General features: G+C 66.3%; 20 protein-coding genes and 1 riboswitch. Of the genes, 12 read left to right on the top strand and 8 right to left on the bottom strand.

The features are described from left to right. From AC3WMU_RS20085 to AC3WMU_RS20070, 4 genes are all read left to right on the top strand, one after another. Window positions 1-921, top strand: coding sequence for a branched-chain amino acid transaminase (locus AC3WMU_RS20085; RefSeq protein WP_492282873.1), 921 nt, complete (start codon window positions 1-3; stop codon window positions 919-921). A gap of 78 nt (window positions 922-999) precedes the next feature. Then, window positions 1,000-1,218: a zinc-finger domain-containing protein gene (locus AC3WMU_RS20080; protein WP_006227688.1), complete on the top strand. Its 219-nt coding sequence runs from the start codon at window positions 1,000-1,002 to the stop codon at window positions 1,216-1,218. 34 nt (window positions 1,219-1,252) lie between these two features. Then, a complete protein-coding gene (locus AC3WMU_RS20075) occupies window positions 1,253-1,675 on the top strand; it encodes a YybH family protein (RefSeq protein ID WP_006227687.1) in 423 nt (140 codons plus the stop codon). A 17-nt stretch (window positions 1,676-1,692) separates the two neighbouring features. Then, window positions 1,693-2,793: a YheT family hydrolase gene (locus AC3WMU_RS20070; protein WP_006227686.1), complete on the top strand. Its 1,101-nt coding sequence runs from the start codon at window positions 1,693-1,695 to the stop codon at window positions 2,791-2,793. A gap of 41 nt (window positions 2,794-2,834) precedes the next feature. Here the strand turns inward: AC3WMU_RS20070 and AC3WMU_RS20065 are convergent, their stop codons facing one another. Further along, window positions 2,835-4,358, bottom strand: a complete 1,524-nt coding sequence (locus tag AC3WMU_RS20065) for a M48 family metalloprotease (protein ID WP_341767833.1) — start codon at window positions 4,356-4,358, stop codon at window positions 2,835-2,837. Window positions 4,359-4,415: 57 nt separating this feature from the next. Here AC3WMU_RS20065 and galU point away from each other — a divergent pair, with 57 nt between their 5' ends. After that, complete coding sequence (galU, locus tag AC3WMU_RS20060; protein WP_006227684.1) at window positions 4,416-5,267, top strand: UTP--glucose-1-phosphate uridylyltransferase GalU; 852 nt, start codon at window positions 4,416-4,418, stop codon at window positions 5,265-5,267. An 18-nt stretch (window positions 5,268-5,285) separates the two neighbouring features. On the opposite strand, the gene AC3WMU_RS20055 is transcribed toward galU, so the two are convergent. The 5 genes from AC3WMU_RS20055 to AC3WMU_RS20035 form a co-directional block, all read right to left on the bottom strand. Further along, entirely contained in the window at window positions 5,286-6,158 is an 873-nt protein-coding gene (locus AC3WMU_RS20055; RefSeq protein ID WP_085946990.1) for a cytochrome c oxidase assembly protein, read from the bottom strand. A 95-nt stretch (window positions 6,159-6,253) separates the two neighbouring features. Next, the gene (locus AC3WMU_RS20050; RefSeq protein WP_492282872.1) at window positions 6,254-7,357 is read right to left on the bottom strand and encodes a porin; all 1,104 of its coding nucleotides are present in this window, start codon (window positions 7,355-7,357) and stop codon (window positions 6,254-6,256) included. A 52-nt stretch (window positions 7,358-7,409) separates the two neighbouring features. Further along, window positions 7,410-10,217 carry a magnesium-translocating P-type ATPase gene (mgtA, locus tag AC3WMU_RS20045; protein ID WP_424625451.1) on the bottom strand — a complete coding sequence of 936 codons (2,808 nt, stop codon included), beginning with the start codon at window positions 10,215-10,217 and terminating at the stop codon, window positions 7,410-7,412. 417 nt (window positions 10,218-10,634) lie between these two features. Continuing rightward, window positions 10,635-10,970, bottom strand: a complete 336-nt coding sequence (locus tag AC3WMU_RS20040; RefSeq protein WP_006226458.1) for a hypothetical protein — start codon at window positions 10,968-10,970, stop codon at window positions 10,635-10,637. Window positions 10,971-11,431: 461 nt separating this feature from the next. Further along, a complete protein-coding gene (locus tag AC3WMU_RS20035) occupies window positions 11,432-12,436 on the bottom strand; it encodes a sodium:calcium antiporter (RefSeq protein ID WP_006226457.1) in 1,005 nt (334 codons plus the stop codon). Window positions 12,437-12,515: 79 nt separating this feature from the next. Next, a riboswitch (yybP-ykoY riboswitch) is annotated at window positions 12,516-12,680 on the bottom strand. 134 nt (window positions 12,681-12,814) lie between these two features. Here AC3WMU_RS20035 and AC3WMU_RS20030 point away from each other — a divergent pair. Next, on the top strand, window positions 12,815-14,158 hold the full coding sequence (locus tag AC3WMU_RS20030; protein WP_006226456.1) for an aminopeptidase P N-terminal domain-containing protein: 1,344 nt from the start codon (window positions 12,815-12,817) through the stop codon (window positions 14,156-14,158). Between the two features lie 20 nt (window positions 14,159-14,178). On the opposite strand, the gene AC3WMU_RS20025 is transcribed toward AC3WMU_RS20030, so the two are convergent. Further along, on the bottom strand, window positions 14,179-14,643 hold the full coding sequence (locus AC3WMU_RS20025) for a TM2 domain-containing protein (RefSeq protein ID WP_492282871.1): 465 nt from the start codon (window positions 14,641-14,643) through the stop codon (window positions 14,179-14,181). An 80-nt stretch (window positions 14,644-14,723) separates the two neighbouring features. Here AC3WMU_RS20025 and AC3WMU_RS20020 point away from each other — a divergent pair, with 80 nt between their 5' ends. From AC3WMU_RS20020 to ruvA, 6 genes are all read left to right on the top strand, one after another. Further along, window positions 14,724-15,893, top strand: coding sequence for a UbiH/UbiF/VisC/COQ6 family ubiquinone biosynthesis hydroxylase (locus AC3WMU_RS20020; RefSeq protein WP_088587750.1), 1,170 nt, complete (start codon window positions 14,724-14,726; stop codon window positions 15,891-15,893). A gap of 117 nt (window positions 15,894-16,010) precedes the next feature. After that, window positions 16,011-17,036 carry a tRNA dihydrouridine synthase DusB gene (gene dusB, locus AC3WMU_RS20015; protein WP_035213781.1) on the top strand — a complete coding sequence of 342 codons (1,026 nt, stop codon included), beginning with the start codon at window positions 16,011-16,013 and terminating at the stop codon, window positions 17,034-17,036. 36 nt (window positions 17,037-17,072) lie between these two features. Next, window positions 17,073-17,312, top strand: coding sequence for a helix-turn-helix domain-containing protein (locus AC3WMU_RS20010; RefSeq protein WP_006217670.1), 240 nt, complete (start codon window positions 17,073-17,075; stop codon window positions 17,310-17,312). Between the two features lie 106 nt (window positions 17,313-17,418). Then, window positions 17,419-19,008 (top strand): bifunctional phosphoribosylaminoimidazolecarboxamide formyltransferase/IMP cyclohydrolase, encoded by a 1,590-nt coding sequence (gene purH / locus AC3WMU_RS20005; protein WP_492282870.1) that lies wholly within the window; start codon window positions 17,419-17,421, stop codon window positions 19,006-19,008. Then, window positions 19,008-19,556, top strand: a complete 549-nt coding sequence (ruvC, locus tag AC3WMU_RS20000; protein ID WP_006226451.1) for a crossover junction endodeoxyribonuclease RuvC — start codon at window positions 19,008-19,010, stop codon at window positions 19,554-19,556. Before purH ends, ruvC begins: the two co-directional genes overlap by 1 nt. A gap of 88 nt (window positions 19,557-19,644) precedes the next feature. Continuing rightward, window positions 19,645-20,217 (top strand): Holliday junction branch migration protein RuvA, encoded by a 573-nt coding sequence (gene ruvA / locus AC3WMU_RS19995; RefSeq protein ID WP_006226450.1) that lies wholly within the window; start codon window positions 19,645-19,647, stop codon window positions 20,215-20,217. Here ruvA and AC3WMU_RS19990 read toward each other — a convergent pair whose 3' ends face one another. Beyond that, window positions 20,218-21,126 carry a complex I NDUFA9 subunit family protein gene (locus tag AC3WMU_RS19990; protein WP_006226449.1) on the bottom strand — a complete coding sequence of 303 codons (909 nt, stop codon included), beginning with the start codon at window positions 21,124-21,126 and terminating at the stop codon, window positions 20,218-20,220. Between the last annotated feature and the right edge of the window lie 12 nt (window positions 21,127-21,138).

Here is a 21,138-nt window from a genome sequence, read left to right as displayed (position 1 = left end):
ATGTCGATGGCTGACCGCGACGGTTTCATCTGGTATGACGGCAAGCTCGTCCCATGGCGAGACGCGACGACGCACGTCCTGACGCATTCCCTGCACTACGGCCTGTCCGTCTTCGAAGGCGTGCGCGCCTACAAGTCCGAGATCGGCACTGCCATCTTTCGCCTGGAAGACCACACCAACCGCCTGTTCAATTCAGCGCACATCTACCAGATCCCCATGCCGTTCGATCGCGACACGATCAACGAAGCACAGCGGATGGTCGTGCGCGGGAACCAGCTGGAATCCGGCTACCTGCGGCCGCTGGTGTTCTACGGCCCGGAAAAGATGGGCGTGTCGCCCAAGGGCGCCCGCGTCCACGTGGCGATCGCCGCCTGGCCGTGGGGCGCATACCTGGGTGAAGACGCCCTGTCGCAAGGCATCCGCGTGAAGGTGTCGTCGTTCGCCCGCCAGCACGTGAACGTCACGATGCCGCGCGCCAAGGTGGCCACCACGTACGCCAATTCCATCCTGGCCAATACCGAAGCCCTGCAAGACGGCTACGACGAGGCCCTGCTGCTGGACACCGACGGCTTCGTGGCCGAGGGTTCCGGCGAAAACCTGTTCATCGTGAAAGACGGCGTGCTCTGCGAACCCGAGATCGCCTCCGCCCTGACCGGCATCACGCGCTCGACCATCCATGCGCTGGCGGCCGATTTCGGGTTGCGCGTGGTCACCAAGCGCCTGACGCGCGACGACGTCTACATCGCCGACGAGGCCTTCTTCACCGGCACCGCCGCGGAAGTCACGCCGATCCGCGAAGTCGACAACCGCCAGATCGGCGCAGGCCGGCGCGGCCCGGTGACCGAGAAGTTGCAGATTGCATTTTTTGACATGGTGCATGGCCGCATCCCGAAGTACCATCACTGGCTAAGTAAAGTCTGATTCGCGTGGCCTTGTCCCTGACAGGGCCGCATCATTGCCCCAACCTGCCGTTTATCGGTTCTTTTTTCAGGAATATCCATGACCGCTGCTGCCCCGGCCGCCGTCCCCCACGCTCACGAAGTCATCGAGGTCGGCGCTGAAGACCTGCCCGTGTTCTGTCCCGGCCCCAAGGCGCCGCTCTGGAGCATGCACCCCCGCGTCTTCCTGGACGTAGCCCGTACCGGCTCCGCCAGCTGCGCCTACTGCGGCGCCGAGTACCGTCTGAAAGCCGGTACCGTGCTGCACGGCCACCACTAAGCCGCCGCACAACGCCTACCCGCCACTCGCAGCCATGTTTGCCACCCCCGAAGAAGCCGAACACGCGTTCTACGAAGCCCTGGAACTGGGGGACACCGTCCGCCTGATGCAGGTGTGGGCCGACGACGAGGAAGTCGTCTGCATCCACCCGGGCGGACTCCGCATCGTCGGCCACTCGGCGGTGAACGAATCCTGGCAGCAGGTGCTGGCCAATGGCCCGCTGCACGTCCGCCCGCTGCGCCCGCTGGTCATGCTCAGCATGATGTGCGCGGTGCACGTGCTGGTGGAGCAGGTGGCGGTGCGCACGCGGGAAGGCACGCAGTTCGCAAACTGCTACGCCACGAACATCTACCACAAGGGCCCCACCGGCTGGCGCATGGTCATGCACCATTCGTCACCGGCGCCCACGGAAGCCGGGGTGCTCGATTTGCACGACGTACCCGACATGCTGCATTGAATCGGGTGGATTTTTAGTTGGCCGCTGCTCGTCTAGATACGTCCCCCTGCCCCGTTCCCTCCTGGTTGCCCGGAGGCGATGCCCAGACGGTATACGCCTCGGTATTCGCGCAATACCACCGGATCGCGTTCGTGCGCGACCGGGTGGAAACGCCGGACACCGATTTCGTGGACTTCGACTGGACCGGCCCGGGCCTGTTCCCGCACAAGGCTGCCGACGGCGCGCCCGTCAGCGGGCAAGGCCCGGTCGCCAATGGCAAGACCGCCGCGGCGCGGTGGATGACGGATGCGGACTGGAAATCGCTGCCGCAAACGCCCGACACGCCCGCGCTGATCCTGTTCCACGGGCTGGAAGGCGGCAGCAACAGCCGCTACGCCCAGTCCGTCGCACACTATTTCCGCGCGCGCGGCTGGATCGTCGTGATCGCGCACTTCCGGGGTTGCTCGGGCGTACCCAACCGCCTGGCGCGCGCCTATTACTCCGGTGATTCCGCCGAGGTGGGTTTCCTGCTGGAAACGGTGCGCAGCCGCATTCCGCATGCGCGTTGGCATGCCGTGGGCGTCTCGCTGGGCGGCAACGCGCTGCTCAAGTATCTGGGGGAACACCAGGAAGACACCGGCTGGCTGACCGCCGCCGCGGGGGTTTCCGTGCCGCTGGATCTGGTCGCCTGCGGCAAGACGCTATCGACCGGCATGTTCAACCGGCGCGTCTACTCGGCCCATTTCCTGAAGACGCTCAAGCACAAGGTGCTGGAGAAGGCCCACCGCTTTCCCGGGTCCATCGACGTGATGCGCATTGCGCACGCGCACGACCTGCGCGAATTCGATGACACCTACACCGCACCAATGCATGGTTTTCGCAATGCGCTGGATTACTGGACGCGCGCATCCAGCAAGCCCTGGCTGCCGAAGATCTCGGTGCCGACACTGGTGCTCAACGCCCGCAACGACCCGTTCATCCCGGCGGCGTCGCTGCCCAAACCGGAAGAATGCGCGCCCGTCATCCTGCTGCATCAGCCCACCGACGGCGGGCATGCCGGCTTTCCCACGGGCCCTTTCCCGGCGCACCTGAACTGGCTGCCCCAGCGCCTGGGCCGATTCTTCGAAACCAGCCTGTAGGAAATCCCCGGGGGGCGCCCCCGGGCATTCCCCCTGCCGCCTTACCCCGACTTGAAGCGCTCGAGCAGTTGCCGCTCTTCGGCAAGCTTGTCCTTCACTTCCTTGATCTGCACGTCGATCTGCGATTGCTCGTAGAAGTCGGTAGACAGCCCGCGCGCCTGCTGCAACTGCGATTCCGCCGCCGCGAATGCGCCGGTCATGAGGTAGTACCTCGCCAGATCGCGCCGGGCCTGTACCGGCTTGCCGTTGCGCTCCTCGCTTTGCGCCAGCATCTGATAAAGGCTCGGCTCGTCGCTGCCCCACTGCTTGATCTTGGCACGCAGATAGTCCTGCGCCTCGGCGTGGCGGCCGTTGCTTTGCAGAGCCTGGGCGTAGGCGATGCCCAGTGCGCGCTGGTCGGGCCAGCGCTTGGTGGCCGACTGCGCCAGTTCAAGCGCGCGCGGATACTCCTTGCGGGCCAGCGCGATATCGACGCTGAGCTTGGCCAACTGGGCGGAATTGCGCCCCCCTGCCGTGGCCAGATTCCACAGGCGGTCGGCTTCGGTCAGGTTGTTGCGCTGGAAGGCCTGCAGGGCCAGGCCGTAATACGCGGCCGACTGGCGCACGCCGGACAAGGCCTGTGCCTCGTCCTGCAACTGCTGGCCGGCCGAGCGCAAGCTGACGGCATCGCGCCCCTGCACCACGCGCATCTTGGCGCGCACGTACCAGAAATCGTCCGAATCCACGTGGCGCGTCGGCGGCACCGAGCGCACGCGGTTCTGCACATCGGACATACGCTCGATCGACAGCGGGTGGGTACTGGCCCATGAGCCGCCGCCTGCCCCTTCGTTCAGGCGGGAGGCGTTCATCAGCCGCGAGAACATCTGCGACATGCCTTCGGCGTCGTACCCGGCCTTGGTAAGCATCTGGAAGCCGGCACGATCGGCCTCGCGTTCCGCATCGCGGGAAAAACCCAGCTGACGGTTGATGGCCGCGGCCTGGCCGAAGGCGGCCACGCCCATCGCCAGGTTGCCGCCTCCGCCCGCCAGGGCCGCCAGCAGCGCGCCGGCCAGGCTGGCCAGCATCAGCATGCCGTTCTGGCTTTGCTGCGTCATGCCGCGCGCGATGTGGCGCTGCACGACGTGGCCGATTTCGTGGGCCACCACCGCAGCCAACTCGGATTCGCTGCCCGAGGAGACGATCAGGCCGGTATTGATGCCGATAAAGCCGCCGGGCATGGCGAAGGCGTTGATTTCGGGGTCGCGCACGCCGAACATCTCTACTTCCGGCACCGCGCCAGGCGCAAAGGCCGCCAGCTTGCGGCCCATGGTGGTCAGATACTGGCTGAGTTCAGGGTCGTCGACGTAAGTCGGGTCGCGCCGGCCTTGCGACATGATGGCTTCGCCCAGGCTGCGTTCCAGCATGGGTGAAAGATCGGCTGCGGACGCGGCGCCCATCGTGGGCAGGCCCACCGGCTGCGCCCAGGCAGCAACGGGGATGGAGGGGGCGAGCAAGGCGGCGCACAGTCCGGCAATCGCGCCCCGTTTCGCAATAGAGCAAATGGATGGCATTTTCCTGCGGTTCATAAGCCTATGATAGCGATGAGCTTAAAATGTTTCACCGATACCCCAAACGAGGTCTCAATGCGTCCCGTCCGTAAAGCCGTTTTCCCTGTCGCCGGCATGGGCACCCGCTTCCTGCCCGCCACCAAGGCGATGCCCAAGGAAATGCTGCCCGTGGTCGACAAGCCGCTGATTCAATATGCCGTGGAAGAGGCCGTTGCCGCGGGCATCACCGACCTTATCTTTGTGACCGGCCGCAACAAGCGCGCCATCGAAGACCACTTCGACTCCGCGCCTGAGCTCGAATCCGACCTGGAAAGCAAAGGTAAGCACGAGCTGCTGGCGATGGTGCGGGGCATTCTACCTGCGCACGTCAATTGCCTCTACATCCGGCAATCGGCCCCGCTAGGCCTGGGCCACGCCGTGCTGTCGGCCGCTCCCGCCGTGGGCGACGAGCCTTTTGCCGTGCTGCTGGCCGACGACCTGATCGACGCCGACACGCCCGCCATGAAGCAGCTGGTGGACATCGCCGTGGCGCAGAACGCCAGCGTGCTGGGCGTGCAGGACGTGCCGCGCGCCGACACCCGCAAGTACGGGATCGTGGCCACGCGCGGCGGCGATACGCGGCTGGATGCCCGGACCGAACGCGTCACGCATATCGTTGAAAAGCCCGAGCCCGACGCTGCGCCGTCCACCCTGGCGGTCGTGGGCCGCTACGTGCTGGAAGCCGCCATTTTCGATCACCTGCGCTCGACCAAGATGGGCGCCGGCAATGAAATCCAGCTGACCGACGGCATTGCCTCGATGATGCGCGAACGTGCGGTATTTGCGCACCGCTTCGACGGCGTGCGTTACGACTGCGGCAACAAGGCGGGCATGTTCCAGGCGACCGTAGCCCTGGGCAAGAAGTACCACGGCCTGCTGCCGGAATAAGCAGGCCGCATGGCCGCGCTAGGCGGATGCCGCCGCGCGCGCCTTGGCCCGTGCGCGGGCATCGCGGTCGGCCTTGCGCAAGCGGCCCTTGCCTGACAGGCGCATCAAGGTGCCCAGCGCCACCATCAAGCCGATCACCTCCACCAGCGCCGCCGGTATCCACATGGTCAGGCCGCCGATGGTCTGGTCGGTCTGGGCGGACATCGCGATGGCGCGGCCGCACAGCTCGAACAAGGGATAGATGTCGCTTTCGGTGAAGGCGATGACCGCGCCCGCCACCATTTGCGGCAGCATCGTCAGCACGGGCGAGATGACCCGGCCGCCCGGCGTCATGGCCGCAGGGGGCGCGGGACGGCGGTCCAGGATCAGGTTCCAGTACATGAAGCCGCTGATCACGACCGACCAGTTCATCAGCCGGTACAGGCGCCAGTCCAGCATGGAATAGAACTGCACCGACGGAATCAGCCAGACCAGTACCAGGAAGACGAACAGCGTCGGCACGAAGATCTTGTTGGTCAGCACCGCGACGGTGGCGCGGCCCGTGCCCGTGCGCAGAAAATCACGCAGCCGGACGCGCCAGGCCATGGGCAACCCTGCCCGCATGACCTGCCCCGGAAACGCCGCCATCACCAGCAGCGGCCCCAGATGGTGCAGCACCAGATGCTGGATGCGGTGGATGAAGAACATGCGCTCGGCGTAGTAGTCCACCCGCGTATGCATCGACAGGTACAGCAGCACCAGGCCCGCCCAGAAGAAGACGCGGCGCGCACCCGTCACATGGTGAACCCGCTGGCCGCGCACGAACAGCACAATCGCCACCACGAAGGAAGCGACCAGAGTGGGAGAGAACTCCCAGGGTATGAGCCATTCAAGACTATCCATACGGGCCATCCGGAAGACATCGGGGAAGACGGGACGGGCGCGATGCGCCATCCCCGCCGATTGTAGTAGACCCCGCCAGCCCGTGCTCCGGTGGCCCGGAGGGATCAGAAATGGTGCGAAATGCCCGCGCCGACACGCGTGGTGTGGGAATTGTCGGGGTCGAACTGGTTGTCCAGCGTGTAGTTCGACGCGTAACCGGCAAATCCGTATAGCGTCGTGCGCGGGGACAACGCGTAGGTATAACCCAAGGTCGCAAGCTGCGCATTGCGCGCCGTCATACCGTTGTCCCAATGCCAGTTCGGCCGCGCCAGCGACCATTGCACAAGGATGGCACCCGGGCCGACGGGTACGCTGACGCCCGCCAGCCACGCGTCGACCGTGCCGCCGCGCACGAAAGGCGCCGGACCCAAGCCCATCCCCAAGCCGTCGGGATCGCCCCCGTCCAGCCCCGCATAGCCGTTCTTCTGGCGCGACCAGGCCACGGACAGCTTGAGCACTTCGAAATCGTACGAGGCCCCCAACTGCAACGCCTGGGGACGCCCACCGCTGCCTTCGGGCGCCTGGGCCAACCGCAGCTGGTCCCACGTGGCCACGGCCAGCAAGGGCCCGCTTTCGAACTTCAGGCCCATGCTCAGCGCGCGATTGTTCTGATTCGTGCGGAATTGGCCCTGGTCCCCGGCATCGAACGAATAGCCGACGCCCGCCTGCAACCCGTTCCAGGTAGGCGAAGTGACATTCACCATATTGCTCAACTGGAAATTGTCGGACGCCTTGAAGGTGGCGCCCATGCCCATGTCCTTCCACGAGGCGATCTCCAGCGCGTTCCCGTAAAGCTGGCCGATCGTGTGCTGGCGCCCGAACCGGACTTCGCCCACGCTGTCGTGGCCAAGCCCGACCCACGCCGCGTAGTTGAACAAGCGGCCGTCTTCCTCCGAGTTGCCGTTGGACGGGTTAAAGCCGCTTTCCAGCTGGAAACGGCTATGCCAGCCTCCGCCCAGGTCCTCGGCGCCCTGCAAGCCCCAAAGGGAATCCGTCAGGCCGCCGTTGAGCAGGCCGCTGTGGCTGCCCTGCCCCGACACGCTCGTCACGGCCACGCCGGCGTCCACGATGCCGTACAGGTGCACGCCGTATCCCTCATCGGCGGCCAGCGCCGCCAGCGGCAGCCCCAAGCCGCCTGCCACCGCGGCGGCACAGAATGCGATTCTCATATTCTTCTCCCGATGGCGGCGGGCGTTGCGGCCCGCCGCAGCATGCACAGACTTATTGCCAGCCGTAGCGGCGTACCCAGATGCCCTTGAGCAGTTGCGTCAGGACGCAGTAGCTCAACAAGATGCCCACCAGCCACGGGAAGTAGCTCCACGGCAACGCTTGCAGCTGGAAGTATTCAGCCAGCGGCGAGAACGGCAGGATCAGCCCCATGACCACCACCATGAGCGTCATCGCCATCAACGGCCATGCGGCACGGCTTTGCAGGAAGGGAATCTTGCGGGTGCGGATCATATGCACGATCAAGGTCTGCGACAACAAGCCTTCGACGAACCAGCCCGACTGGAACAGCGTCTGATGCTCAGGCGCGTTGGCCTGGAACACGTACCACATGAGCGCATAGGTGGCGATGTCGAAGAGGGAGCTGATCGGACCGAAGAACACCATGAAGCGACCCAATCCGTCCGGGTCCCATTGCTGCGGCTTTTTCAGGAGTTCTTCGTCGACATTGTCGAACGGAATCGCCGTCTGGGAAATGTCGTACATCAAATTCTGCAGCAGCAGGTGAATGGGCAGCATCGGCAGGAAAGGCAGGAAGGCGCTGGCCACCAATACCGAAAACACGTTGCCGAAATTCGAGCTGGCGGTCATTTTCAGGTACTTGAGCATGTTGCAGAAGGTCTTGCGGCCTTCGATCACGCCGTCTTCCAGCACCATCAGGCTCTTTTCCAACAGGATGATGTCGGCCGCCTCCTTCGAGATATCCACCGCGGAATCCACCGAAATACCCACGTCGGCGGCGCGCAGAGCGGGCGCATCATTGATGCCGTCTCCCATGAAACCCACTGTGTTGCCTTGCGCGCGCAGGCTGCGCACGATGCGCTCCTTGTGCGCGGGCGTCAGCCGGGCGAACACATTCGCTTCGAGCACGGCGGCGGCAAGCTGCGTGTCGTTCATGGCCTCGATCTCGGCGCCCAGATAGACTTTGCGCACCTCGAAATCCACTTCGCGGCAGACTTTCTGCGTGACCAGCTCGACGTCGCCCGTCAGCACCTTGACCTCGATGCCAGAGGCCTTCAACGCCGCCAGCGCGGGGCCGGTCGATTCCTTGGGAGGATCCAGGAAGGCGATATAGCCCACCAGCACCAGGTCAGATTCATCCGCCACGCCATAGACCTCCTGCGTGGGCGGCATTTCCTTGACGCCCACCGCGATCACCCGCAGGCCATCGCGATTCAGCTCGGCCGTCACCCGGCGGATGTCCGCTCGGCGCGAATCGGTCAGCAGGTGCACCTCGCTGCCCACACGCAACCGCGTGCAGGCAGACAGCATTTCTTCCAGCGCCCCCTTGCAGATCAGTTCGTGGTGGTCGCGGCCGTTTTCGGTCTCGTTGACCACCACCGACATCCGGCGCCGCGAGAAGTCGAAAGGGATCTCATCGACCTTGCGGTAGCGGGACGCCAGGTTCAGGCGACGCTGCACTTCGGCGTGCTGCAGCACCGCCACGTCCAGCAGGTTCTTCAGGCCGGTCTGGTAGTAGCTGTTCAGGTAGGCATAGGCCAGCACATCGTCGCTGGTGGTGCCGTAGACGTCGGTGTGGCGCTCCAGCACGATGCGGTCCTGCGTCAGCGTGCCGGTCTTGTCGGTGCACAGCACGTTCATCGCGCCCAGGTTCTGGATGGCATCCAGCCGCTTGACGACGACTTTACGGCCCGACATGCGCAATGCGCCCTTGGCGAGCGTGGCCGTGACGATCATCGGCAGCATCTCGGGGGTCAGCCCCACCGCGATGGCCAGCGCGAAGAGCAGCGCTTCCAGCCAGTCGCCCTTGGTGAACCCGTTGATCAGCATGACGATCGGCGCCATGACCAGCATGAAGCGGATCAGCACCCAGCTGACGCGGTTGATGCCCTGCTGGAACTGCGTGGGCACGCGGGTGGCCTGGGTGACGCGTCCTGCCAGTTGGCCGAAATACGTGTTGCCCCCCGTCGCCACGACCAGCGCGCTGCCCGAGCCGCTGACCACATTGGTCCCCATGAAGGCCATGTTCTCCAGCTCGAGCGAATTGCCGGTCTCCACGCGCTGGACAGCATGCTTTTCGACCGGCAGCGATTCGCCCGTCAGAGCAGCCTGCGCGATGAAGAGGTCCTTGGCGTTCAGGATGCGGCAATCGGCGGGAATCATGTCGCCCGCGGAGAGCAGCACCACGTCACCCGGCACCAGCTCCGCCAGCGGCACTTCCAGCTGATGCGAGCCGGACTCGTGCAGGGGCGCGCCGTAGGGGCGGTGGCCGGTGCCGTCCCCGGTTGACGCCATCGGGCCGCTGCGCAGCACGGTGGCGGTGTTCTGCACCATGGCCTTCAATGCCTCGGCCGCCCGGTTCGAACGGAGTTCCTGCGCAAAGCGCAGCACCGTCGAAATCACGACCATCGATCCGATGATCACGACCGCCGTCCACGATTGGTCGTCCGGTTCAGCCATCCACACATCGGTCAGCCACGACAGGGCTGCAAGCGCGGTCAACAGAAGGTTGAACGGGTTGCGGTAGGACAGCCACAGGTGGGCGGGCCAGGACAGGGGCTTTTCATGGTCGACCTCGTTGGCGCCGTGGCGCTCGCGCGCGGTCTGCGCCTGGTCTTCAGACAGGCCTCCCCGGCCGCTGCCCAGCAGCGAAAACAAGGCATCCAGGCCCATGCGGGACATGTCGAGCATGCGGCGGTTGGCGCGGCGCGACGTGTCGGAAGCGGCGGACGCCGCAACGGTATCGCCGCCTTGCTCAAGCATGGGGGACCGCCGGAAGTGGCGGCTTGCGCGCCGTCGGCCGGCGGCGGAAGAAAAAAACGATTTCAGGAACGTAAACATCGGAGTGCTCCGGTTTTTGGTGTTGTTGTCGGAGACACGGGCGCGCCTGCCCCTCGGGCTGCGCGCGGGCAGCAGCGGGCCGCGGCTTTCGCGGGAAAGCCGTCAATCCGCCGCGTACAGGCGTGCGCAGGCACCGGGGCAAAGTTGCCGGTGTCCGGATCGCGTCGAAGTCGCGCCGGGTGCGGAAAACGGAAAGGGGGCTAGCTAGGGAATCGAAACCGGCGCCGTTGGCCTCTGGGGGCGTGGCCGGAGATTCTTTGCTGCGGAGTCCGTCGGAACCGGGATGACTGTCCGGCCGGTCGGCTCGCAGGGAGATGACAGGTCAGACAGGCATGCCGGCGCCATGCACTTGGCGCGATCGAGGTTCGGGGTCTAAGGCACTAGGCATGATCTCTCCTGTGGGGATAGGCGCTGGCGTCAGGCCATTGCGGCGGCTTGCGCGCCGAAATGCACGTGGCGCACGGCGGGATTGGCGCTCAGGCGGCGCGCTTGCGACATCAGTTCCGCCCGCAGTTCCGGGGGGCAATTGACGGTGATGCAAGCCGACGCCATGCTCGGGTCCTGGCCTTGGTCGATCTGCACTTGCGAGACATCCAGGCCGGCGGCGCTGAAGTCCAGGCAGATCTGCTTGCGCAAGGCGCCCAGTTCGTCGCGCGGACAGATGACCGTCAAGCGCGACGTGCCGCGGCGGCGGCCCAGGGCGGTGGCGCGGTCCACGCCAGCGCGGCGTAGGAACAAGTCGAAGAAACGCATAACGACCTCCATTGCAAGAATGGGGAGCGTGATCGCGAGTACGCGAGCGCAACTGCGCGGCGCATGACGGACGAACACAAGACGTGCACGAACGCTGGCGCTGCGGCAAGCGGCGGTTCTGGCGGTTTACGTTGGGGAGATTCCCGGCAAGCCGAAGGCCTGCGCTATTGCCGGGGCTTACGCCCGAGGCTTGGGATACGCCGCAACCTGCATGACAGGATGCGGCAGATGGAGTTCTGCGTGTTTCCTGTCAGACAGCGAGGTCGATGCAAGATCGACTACTTTCGCCGGAATCGGTATTCACGAAGACTGCTCCTGGGATGGATAACAACGGAAGTTTACGCGGGTTTCCACTGATGGACAAGGTTTATGGGCCTTAACTGCCCGGAAAACCGCCAAAAAATGCAAAAGCGGCGCAGGCCCTGCCGAGCCTGCGCCGCAATTCGCACCAGGGTCCGGGCTCAGGCGTAGAAGTGCCACCCCAGATATGCCGCAAACAAGGCATAGAAGCCGCCCACCGCCGACAACGCCGGCACGCTCATCACCGAGCGGCGGAAACGCAGCCACAGCAGGCCGATCGACAGCATCGTGAACAGGCCCGCGGCCAGCAAGGGGGCATCCAGCAGCCACGGCGTCATGAAGATACCCAAGGCGCTGGGGATGGTGGCCTGGATCATCATCGCGCCCGAGATGTTGGCCAGCGCCAGGCGTTCCTTGCCTTGGCGCACCCAGATCAGCGCATTCATGATTTCGGGCAATTCGGTGGCGACGGGCGCCAGCAGCAAGGCGGCCACGTGCGGCGACGCGCCCATGAAAATTCCCAGCACTTCGATCTGGTTGACGAACACGTGCGAGGCGCCCGCGATGACCACCAGCGCCAGGATCGTCTGCGTCGCGGCCCAGAACATGGTCGGGTCCTCATCGCGGGGGCGCAGCTTGAGCGGCTCGAGGTCCTCGCTGTCGGTCCGTTCCTCGTCATGGCTCAGTTCGCGCTTGATGTACAGGCCGTACGTCGCCAGGAACAGGATGCCCAGCCAGGGCTTCCACGCGAAGGCCAGCAGGCCCAGGCCCACCTTGAAGATGAAGATGCCCATGAACCAGGCCTGGTCGCGGGCCAGCCGGCGCTGGTCCGCGTTGATACAGTTGGCTTGCGTCGTCTGGCCCCGGCGCGCGCGCCACAGGGCGAAGCCCACTACGGCGTACGCCAGGGTCGCCAGCACCAGGGGGCCGCCCATGGCCGCGCCGACGCCGATGTCTTTCTGCTCCGGGGTGTCGCCGAACATGACGGCCATGAAGGTGACCGCGCTTTCCGGCAATGCGGTGCCGAACGCGGCCAGCACGGTGCCGGTGGCGGTGGCGCCCAGATGGAAGCGGTGTCCGACCCATTCAACGCCATTGACGAAGAATTCGCAGGCGAAGTAAATCACTGCCGCGGACAGGAAAAACAGAAACAGGGTGAGCAACATATGAACACAGCCGGACGAGCAGAAACCAATTGGCGCGACGCTGCGGCTCGCCCGGCTAGGGTGAACGCAACGCGGCCAAAGGTCTCGCCTGGCTGATCCATGCGGCGGGCAGGCCGCTTGCATGGAAACCGTTAGCGCCATGGAGTTCTAGCAACCGCTACGCGGCCCTGAACCACCAAGTCTGTTGACGCTAACTCCTTTGGGGACAAAGGATGGCTACTCCCCAATGACAGAGCCGCGATTGTAGCAGCGCGAATCTGACGGTCCAGTGAATCCCGCGCGGACGCCGCGGGAACCCCGCCCGCTGTTGTTTCCGCGCGATAGCGGGGTAAAGTAAGCCGCATCCACACCTTCGCGGGGTTCGCGCCCCTGCCCGCCATGAGCCTGCCTCCCGCCGACATCGCCCCCTTCGCCGCCCGGCGCCAACGCCTGATGGACCGGATGCGCGCCGACGGCGGCGGCATCGCCATCCTGAGCACCGCCCCCGAGGCAATCCGCAACCGCGACGCCGAATTCCCGTACCGTCACGACAGCGACTTCTTCTACCTCACCGGGTTCACCGAACCCGGTGCCTGGCTGGTGCTGATCGCAGGAGCGACCGACCGCGCCGTGCTGTTCTGCCGCCCGCGCCACGTGGAACACGAGATCTGGGAAGGCAAGCGCTTCGGCCCCGAAGCGGCCGCCGCCTATTTCGGTTTCGACGATGCGCACGCGCTGGACTCCCTGGACGAAGTGGTGCCCACGTTGATGTTGGACCACCCCACCCTGTACGCGCCGCTGGCCGGCGACAAGCGCACCGACGGCCGCCTGCACCGCTGGCTGGCTACGGCGCGCGACGCCAGCCGCGCCGGCCACGCGCCGCCTTCGCGCCAACAGGACATCCGCCCGCTGCTGGCGGAAATGCGGCTGATCAAGGACCCGGCCGAAATCGCCGCGATGCGGCGCGCCGCCAAGATCTCGGCCGGGGCGCACGCGCGCGCCATGCGCGTCGCCCGCGCCGGTATGCACGAATACGAGCTGGAAGCCGAGCTGCTGTATGAATTCCGTCGCCACGGCGCTCAGGCGGTGGCCTACAACAGCATCGTCGCGACGGGCGCCAACGCCTGCGTGCTGCACTACCCGGCGGGCGAAGCCGTGCTGCGCGACGGCGACCTGGTGCTGATCGACGCCGGCTGCGAGGTGGACAGCTACGCCAGCGACATCACCCGGACCTTTCCCGTAAACGGCCGCTACAGCGGCCCGCAGCGCGCACTGTACGACCTGACGGTGGCGGCGCAGGAAGCGGCGGCCCAGGCCACCGCCCCCGGCCGCACCTTCAACGACGGCCACGAAGCCGCGCTGCGCGTGCTGGCGCAAGGCATGCTGGACCTGAAACTGTTGAAGGGATCGCTGGACGGGGTGCTGGAATCCGGCGACTACAGCCGCTTCTACATGCACCGCACCGGCCACTGGCTGGGCCTGGACGTCCATGACGTGGGCGACTACCGCCAGCCGGGCCCCGCCCAGGGCGCCGACCGCCCCTGGCGCAAGCTGGAGCGCGGGATGATGCTGACGATCGAGCCGGGCATCTATGTGCGCCCGGCGGACGATGTGCCGGAGAGCTACTGGAATATCGGTATCCGCACCGAGGACGATGCGCTGGTGACGGATGAAGGCTGTGAACTGATCACCCGTGGCGTGCCCGTAGAGGCCAGCGAGATCGAAGCGCTGATGCGCGAATAGCCCGCCCCACAGCCCCGACCCTACAGCACCAGCCCGTCCAGCCAGCCCATCGCCACCCAGACGTAGACCACCACCATGGCGATGGCGAACATCGAGACGACCGAGCCCACCAGGCAGGCCAGGATGGCGACCAGCACCGGCCCCCATCCCGTGGAGGTGGGGCGGCCCAGCTCGGGGTTGTACAGACGGTCGAATTTCTCGTCCGGCATCAGCGAGAACACCGCGCTTTCGATGAACCCGTCGATCATCGGAATGAAGACCAGGAAGAACGCGGGGTTGTCGTACCAGACGGGGTAGAAGCGAAACGCGCAGAACAGGCAGACGAGCGACAGTGTGGTGACCAGCCAGGCGTGGCGCCGGCCCAGATACCACCAATGGGCGCCCAGCCAGCCGAACAGGCAGGCCAGCAGCCCCACGGCGACTTTGCCGCGCGGGCGGCGAGCGGATACGGCGGATAGCGAAGGGGAAGCCTGAACCTGCGTCATATCGATCAACCGGGTGGGGTGGGCCGCGCGACCCACCGCGCTGGCTGTCCCGGATTGTAGTGGACGGTTAAAATCGGGACATGACTGCATCCGCCTTCGACATTGCGATTCTTGGCGCCGGCCCCGTGGGCCGCGTTCTGGCCCTGATGCTGGCGCGCGTGGCGCCGGATCCGGCGCGCATCGCGCTGCTCGCGGGCGCCGCTCCCGCCCCGGCGACGCCTGCCGCGGCCGTGCCCGCGGCCGACCCCCGCGTGCTGGCCATGAACCACGGCAGCCGCGTGCTGCTGGAATCGCTGCATGCCTGGCCCGAACGTTCGGCCGACATCCGCAACATCCATGTATCGCAGCGCGGACGGCTGGGCCGCACCGTGATCCAGAACACCGACTTCGGCGTGCCGCAGCTGGGTAGCGTCGTCGCCTATTCGGGGCTGCACGCCAAGCTGGACGAATGCGTGGCCGCCTGTGGCGTCACCGTCCTGCCGGGCCCTGCCGCGCGCGTGGACAGCCAGGACGCGGACGGCGTGCGCATCGTGCAGGGCGACACCACGCTGCTTTGCCAGGTCGCCGTGCAGTCCGACGGCGCGGGCGCGGCCGACGTACGCCGCGACTACGGCCAGCACGCGGTGCTGACCACCGCCCATGCCACCCTGCCGCGCCGCGGCTGGGCCTGGGAACGCTTCACCGCCGAAGGGCCGCTGGCCCTGCTTCCCCACCCGCAAACGCCGGACGCCTATTCCGTCGTGTGGTGCAGCGCCCCGGATCGCGCCACCGAACTGGCCGCGCTGGACAACACGGCTTTCTCGAAGGCGCTGTCGGCCGCCTTCGGCGACCGCCTGGGCCGGCTGTCCAGCCAGGCGCCGCGCCATGTCTTTCCGCTGTCGCTGGCCGCCCGCCGGGCGCAAGTGCAAGGCCGCGTGGCCGCCATCGGCAATGCCGCCCAGACCCTGCACCCCGTCGCGGGCCAGGGCCTGAACCTGGGGCTGCGCGACGCCGCCCGCCTGGCGCAGACGCTGGCGGGCTGGCTGGCCCGCCCCGAAGCCAGTCCCACCGCCCTGTTGGCGGAGTTCGCGCAAGCGCGCCAGGTCGACCGCTTCATCACCGCCGGCCTGACCGACCTGATGCCCCGCGTGTTCGCCACCGGCCTGGCCCCGGTGGAGCATGCGTGCGGGCTGGCCTTGCTGGGGATGGATCTGGCCTCCCCGTTGCGCGCGCCCCTGGCCCAACATCTGCTGCAAGGTTTCCGCGCCTGATTCCGCACTCGTTCCGCCCCCGCCCGGGGTGCGGAATCGACTGCTTTCGCCCCCGTTTGTTACCAAGCTGTTGCCAGCTGAAAACGGGGGTTCGATCGAGCCGGTTAAAATGTGACCATGCGCATAGGCCAATGGACCCTTCCCAACAATGTTCTTGTCGCGCCCATGGCGGGCGTGACGGACCGCCCTTTCCGGCAACTCTGCAAGAAGTTGGGGGCCGGCTATGCCGTGTCGGAAATGGCCGCCAGCAACCCCAAGCTGTGGGATAGCGTCAAGACGTCCCGCCGCCTGAACCACGACGGCGAGATCGCCCCCATTTCCGTGCAGATCGCGGGCGCCGACCCGGCCATGATGGCCGAAGCGGCCGTCTTCAACGCCGGCAAGGGCGCCCGGATCATCGACATCAACATGGGGTGCCCGGTGAAGAAGGTCTGCAACGTGGCCTCCGGCTCGGCGCTGCTGCGCCACGAGGACCTGATCGTCCGCATCCTGGACGCGGTCGTGTCGGCGTGCGCGCCGCTGGGCGTGCCGGTCACGCTGAAGACCCGCACCGGCTGGGACCGCGACAGCCGCAACGCCTTGCGCGTGGCGAAACTGGCCGAAAACGCCGGCATCGCGGCCCTGACCTTGCATGGCCGCACGCGCGCCGACCTCTATACGGGCGAGGCGGAATATGACACTATCCGCGCCGTCAAGGCCGAGCTGACGATTCCCGTGATCGCAAACGGGGATATCGACTCGCCTGAAAAAGCCAGGCACGTCCTGGATTACACTGGCGCCGACGCGGTCATGATTGGCCGGGCGGCCCAGGGCCGTCCCTGGATTTTCCGCGAAATCGACCACTACCTGCGCACGGGCGAAACACTGGCCCCTCCCTCGTATGGGGAAATGCGCGAGCTGTTGCTCGAACATCTCGACGACCATTACCGGTTCTATGGCGAGCACACCGGCGTACGCACGGCGCGCAAGCATATTGGCTGGTATCTGGACGGCCTGCCGGGCGCGGATTCGTTCTGCGCCCGCATGAACCTGATCGACAACACCCGCGACCAGTGGCGGGCGGTGTCTGATTGGTTCGACATCATCTCGCGCGACGGCGAGCCCCATCCGGCGCCGGTCGCAGAAGCCCTGCTGGCGGCATAACCGCCTCAACACCAACATAAAAATATCTGTACTCAAATGAGCAAGAAAGATGTCCTGGAAGAATGCGTGCGCGCCAGCCTGGAGCGCTATTTCGAAGACTTGGGTGAATCCGAGCCCCACGATATGTGGGACATGGTGATGCGCTGTGTGGAGCGCCCGGTGCTTGAAGTAGCGCTTGAGCGGTCGGGCGGCAACCAGTCGCGGGCATCCGAAATGCTGGGCATCACCCGCAACACCCTGCGCAAGAAGTTGCTGGCGCACAATATCCAGGTATAGCTTTTCCGCGTGGACGGCCCCTTGCCGGGCGCCGTCCGCCCCGCCCTCCGATTTCCCATCCCGACCTGAACGAGAAAGGCGCTGCGCCCGACTCCCGTCCCCCACCATGAAAATCGAAACCGCCCTGCTTTCGGTGTCCGACAAGACCGGCATCGTTGAATTTGCCCGCGCCCTGGCTGCGCGCGGCGTACGCCTGCTGTCGACTGGCGGCACCGCCAAGTTGCTGGCCGACGCCGGCCTGACCGTCACCGAAGTGGCTGCCCACACGGGTTCGCCGGAAATCCTGGATGGCCGCGTCAAGACGCTGCACCCCAAGATCCACGGCGGCCTGCTGGCGCGCCGGGACAGCGCCGAGCACATGGACACCATCAAGGCGGCGGGCATCGATCGCATCGACATGCTGGTGGTCAACCTGTACCCCTTCCGTGAAACCGTCGCCAAGCCGGACTGCACGTTCGCCGATGCGGTCGAGAACATCGACATCGGCGGCCCGGCCATGCTGCGCGCCGCCGCCAAGAACCACGGCACGGAAGCCGGCGGCGTGACGGTCGTGATCGACCCGATCGATTATTCGCGCGTGCTGTCGGAAATGGACAAGAACGGCAGCACCTCCTACGGCCTGCGCCTGGCGCTGGCCTCGAAGGTCTACGCCCACACCGCCGCCTACGACGGCGCCATCGCCGCCTACCTGACCAGCCTGACCGAAGCCGAACCGGCCCAGGAAGCGGTCCCGGCGCGCACCGAATGGCCCGGCACGCTGACCCTGCAGATCAAGCAGGAGCAGGCGCTGCGCTACGGCGAGAATCCGCACCAGACCGCCGCCTTCTACGTGGACGCGCAGCGTCCGGCCGGCCTGCTGGGCAACTACCGCCAGTTGCAGGGCAAGGAACTGTCCTACAACAACATCGCCGATGCGGATGCCGCATGGGAATGCGCGCGCAGCTTCGACGTGCCTGCCTGCGTCATCGTCAAGCATGCCAACCCCTGCGGCGTCGCCGTGGCGGCCGACACGCTGGGCGCGTACCAGCAAGCATTCAAGACCGACCCGACCTCCGCGTTCGGCGGCATCATCGCCTTCAACCGCCCGGTGGACGCCGCGACGGCCGAAGCCGTCAGCGCCCAGTTCCTGGAAGTGCTGCTGGCCCCGGCCTATGACGGCGCCGCGCTGGCCATCCTGGCCGCCAAGAAGAACGTGCGCGTGCTGGAAGTGCCGATGGGCGTGGGCCAGAACGCCATGGACATCAAGCGCGTGGGCGGCGGCTGGCTGGTGCAAAGCCCGGACGCCTACAACGTGCCGCGCGATGCGCTCAAGGTGGTCAGCAAGCGCCAGCCCACCGAGCAGGAAATGAACGACCTGGCCTTTGCCTGGAAGGTCGCCAAGTACGTCAAATCCAACGCCATCGTCTTCGTGGGCGGCGGCATGACGCTCGGCGTGGGCGCCGGCCAGATGAGCCGCATCGACTCGGCCCGCATCGCGTCGATCAAGGCGGAAAACGCCGGCCTGACCCTGAAGGGCTCGGCCGTGGCGTCTGACGCGTTCTTCCCGTTCCGCGACGGCCTGGACGTGGTGGTGGCGGCAGGCGCGACCTGCGTGATCCAACCCGGCGGCAGCATGCGCGACGACGAAGTCATCGCCGCGGCCGACGAGCATGGCATCGCCATGGTGCTGACCGGCACCCGCCACTTCCGCCACTGATGCGCGTCCTCGGCATCGATCCCGGCTTGCGCCGCACCGGTTTCGGTGTGATCGATGCCGACGGCTCGCGGCTGCGGTATGTGGCCAGCGGGACCATCGTGGTCCCGCCGGCGCTGACGCTGGCCGAACGCCTGAAAGTCATCCTGGACAATCTGCGCCAGGTGGCGCGCGACACGCAACCCGACGTCGCCGCGCTGGAAATCGTCTTCATGAACACCAACCCCGCGTCCACCCTGCTGCTGGGGCAAGCGCGGGGCGCCGCGCTGTGCGCGCTGGCCGACAGTTCGCTGACTGTCCACGAGTACACCGCGCTGCAGATCAAGAAAGCCGTGGTCGGCACCGGACGCGCCGCCAAGGAGCAAGTGCAGATGATGGTGCAGCACCTGCTTGCGCTGGACGGCACGCCCGCCCCCGACTCCGCCGACGCGCTGGCCTGCGCCATCTGCCACGCCCACGTCGGACCGCTGCAAGACAAGCTGGCACGCCTGGGCACGTCGCTGCGCATGAGCGGCAAGACGCGCATCCGCAACGGACGCCTGATCGGCTGAACGCGCCCTTGCGCGTATAGAATGCCCGCATTCGCCGCGCATTCCGCGCGCCTCTCCTGCCCTACCCCTTTACCAGGCCTTCATCACCATGATCGGACGCATCACCGGAACCCTGATCGAAAAGCTGCCCCCCACCATCTGCGTGGACGTGGGCGGACTGGGCTATGACATCGACGTGTCCATGAGCACGCTGTACGCGCTGCCGGAAACCGGCGCGCGCGTCACGCTGTACACGCACCTGACGGTGCGCGAAGACGCGCACATCCTGTATGGCTTCGGCACGGCCAGCGAACGCAGCGCCTTTCGCGAACTGATCAAGGTCAGCGGCATCGGCGCCCGCACGGCGCTGTCGGTGCTGTCGGGCATGTCGGTGGCGGATCTGGCGCAGGCCATCACTTTGCAGGAATCGGGCCGCCTGACTCGCGTGCCCGGCATCGGCAAGAAGACCGCCGAACGCCTGCTGCTGGAAATGCGCGGCAAGCTGGGCGCGGACATCGGCGCGTCCTCGCATGCAACGCCGGACCACCAGTCCGACATCCTGAATGCGCTGCTGGCGCTGGGCTATTCGGAAAAGGAATCGCTGTCGGCACTGAAGACGCTGCCCGAAGGGGTCGGCGTGTCGGACGGGATCAAGCAGGCGTTGAAGGCCCTGGCCCGCTGATTACAGGTAGCGAGGCGCGACGGCCTCCAGCCCGGTCGGCACGACGTGCAGTTCCGGCGCAATGGGCCCCGCGCAGATATTGTCGCGGCGCAGGGAATCCAGGTTGTCGCGCGACATCAGGGGCTTGCCCGGCAGGCATTCGAACAGGCGGGCCTGGATGCGGCCCACGCCCATCGGCATGCTGATCACCGGCCGCGGATGGCCGCTCCAGGCCGCACACAGCCGCGCGATCTCGCCCAGCGTGTAGACCTGCGGCCCGCCCAGCTCATACGTTTTGCCACAGGTGTGCGTGTCGCCCAGGGCGGACATCATCGCCTCCACCACATCGCCCACATAGACCGGCTGCATGCGCACGTGCGCGCCCGCCAGCGGCAGCACGGGCAGCCAGCGCGCCAGCGTGGCAAACATATTGGTGAATTTGTCGTCCGGCCCAAATAGGACGGACGGACGGAAAATCGTCCAGCCGCCTTCGGACGCGGCCTGGAATTCATGCTTGATCGCGGCCTCGCCGTCGCCCTTGGAGCGCTGGTACATGCTGTCGCCCTGGGAATCGGCGCCCAGCGCGCTGACATGCAGAAGGCGATGCACGCCCTGGCGCCGGCAGGCCTGCGCGATGCGCTGGGGCAACAGCACGTGGGCCCGCGCGAAGTCCGACCCGTACGGCTTGCCGATGTTGCCATGCAGGATGCCCACCAGGTTCACGACCACGTCGCAACCACGGACCAGGCCATCCAGCGCCGCGTCATCGTGGATATCGGTCTGGACCAGCGTGACGGTGGGAAAGACTTGCAGTTCGCTGCCCCGCGCCAGAAGGCGCGTGGGCACAATCATCTGGTGCAAGCCGCCGGACAGCCGGGCAATCAGGTGACGGCCGATGAAACCGGTGCCACCAATGATAAGGATACGCATGCCGCAGCCTCC

Source organism: Achromobacter sp. FW305-C-13, from assembly GCF_058783475.1.
This window is presented reverse-complemented; position numbering and strand designations above follow the sequence as displayed.

Coding starts and splice junctions, on each gene's coding strand:
- AC3WMU_RS20085 (WP_492282873.1), top strand. CDS start 1: ATGTCGATGGCTGACCGCGACGGTTTCATCTGGTATGACGGCAAGCTC.
- AC3WMU_RS20080 (WP_006227688.1), top strand. CDS start 1,000: ATGACCGCTGCTGCCCCGGCCGCCGTCCCCCACGCTCACGAAGTCATC.
- AC3WMU_RS20075 (WP_006227687.1), top strand. CDS start 1,253: ATGTTTGCCACCCCCGAAGAAGCCGAACACGCGTTCTACGAAGCCCTG.
- AC3WMU_RS20065 (WP_341767833.1), bottom strand. CDS start 4,358: ATGAACCGCAGGAAAATGCCATCCATTTGCTCTATTGCGAAACGGGGC.
- galU (WP_006227684.1), top strand. CDS start 4,416: ATGCGTCCCGTCCGTAAAGCCGTTTTCCCTGTCGCCGGCATGGGCACC.
- AC3WMU_RS20055 (WP_085946990.1), bottom strand. CDS start 6,158: ATGGCCCGTATGGATAGTCTTGAATGGCTCATACCCTGGGAGTTCTCT.
- AC3WMU_RS20050 (WP_492282872.1), bottom strand. CDS start 7,357: ATGAGAATCGCATTCTGTGCCGCCGCGGTGGCAGGCGGCTTGGGGCTG.
- mgtA (WP_424625451.1), bottom strand. CDS start 10,217: ATGTTTACGTTCCTGAAATCGTTTTTTTCTTCCGCCGCCGGCCGACGG.
- AC3WMU_RS20040 (WP_006226458.1), bottom strand. CDS start 10,970: ATGCGTTTCTTCGACTTGTTCCTACGCCGCGCTGGCGTGGACCGCGCC.
- AC3WMU_RS20035 (WP_006226457.1), bottom strand. CDS start 12,436: ATGTTGCTCACCCTGTTTCTGTTTTTCCTGTCCGCGGCAGTGATTTAC.
- AC3WMU_RS20030 (WP_006226456.1), top strand. CDS start 12,815: ATGAGCCTGCCTCCCGCCGACATCGCCCCCTTCGCCGCCCGGCGCCAA.
- AC3WMU_RS20025 (WP_492282871.1), bottom strand. CDS start 14,643: ATGACGCAGGTTCAGGCTTCCCCTTCGCTATCCGCCGTATCCGCTCGC.
- AC3WMU_RS20020 (WP_088587750.1), top strand. CDS start 14,724: ATGACTGCATCCGCCTTCGACATTGCGATTCTTGGCGCCGGCCCCGTG.
- dusB (WP_035213781.1), top strand. CDS start 16,011: ATGCGCATAGGCCAATGGACCCTTCCCAACAATGTTCTTGTCGCGCCC.
- AC3WMU_RS20010 (WP_006217670.1), top strand. CDS start 17,073: ATGAGCAAGAAAGATGTCCTGGAAGAATGCGTGCGCGCCAGCCTGGAG.
- purH (WP_492282870.1), top strand. CDS start 17,419: ATGAAAATCGAAACCGCCCTGCTTTCGGTGTCCGACAAGACCGGCATC.
- ruvC (WP_006226451.1), top strand. CDS start 19,008: ATGCGCGTCCTCGGCATCGATCCCGGCTTGCGCCGCACCGGTTTCGGT.
- ruvA (WP_006226450.1), top strand. CDS start 19,645: ATGATCGGACGCATCACCGGAACCCTGATCGAAAAGCTGCCCCCCACC.
- AC3WMU_RS19990 (WP_006226449.1), bottom strand. CDS start 21,126: ATGCGTATCCTTATCATTGGTGGCACCGGTTTCATCGGCCGTCACCTG.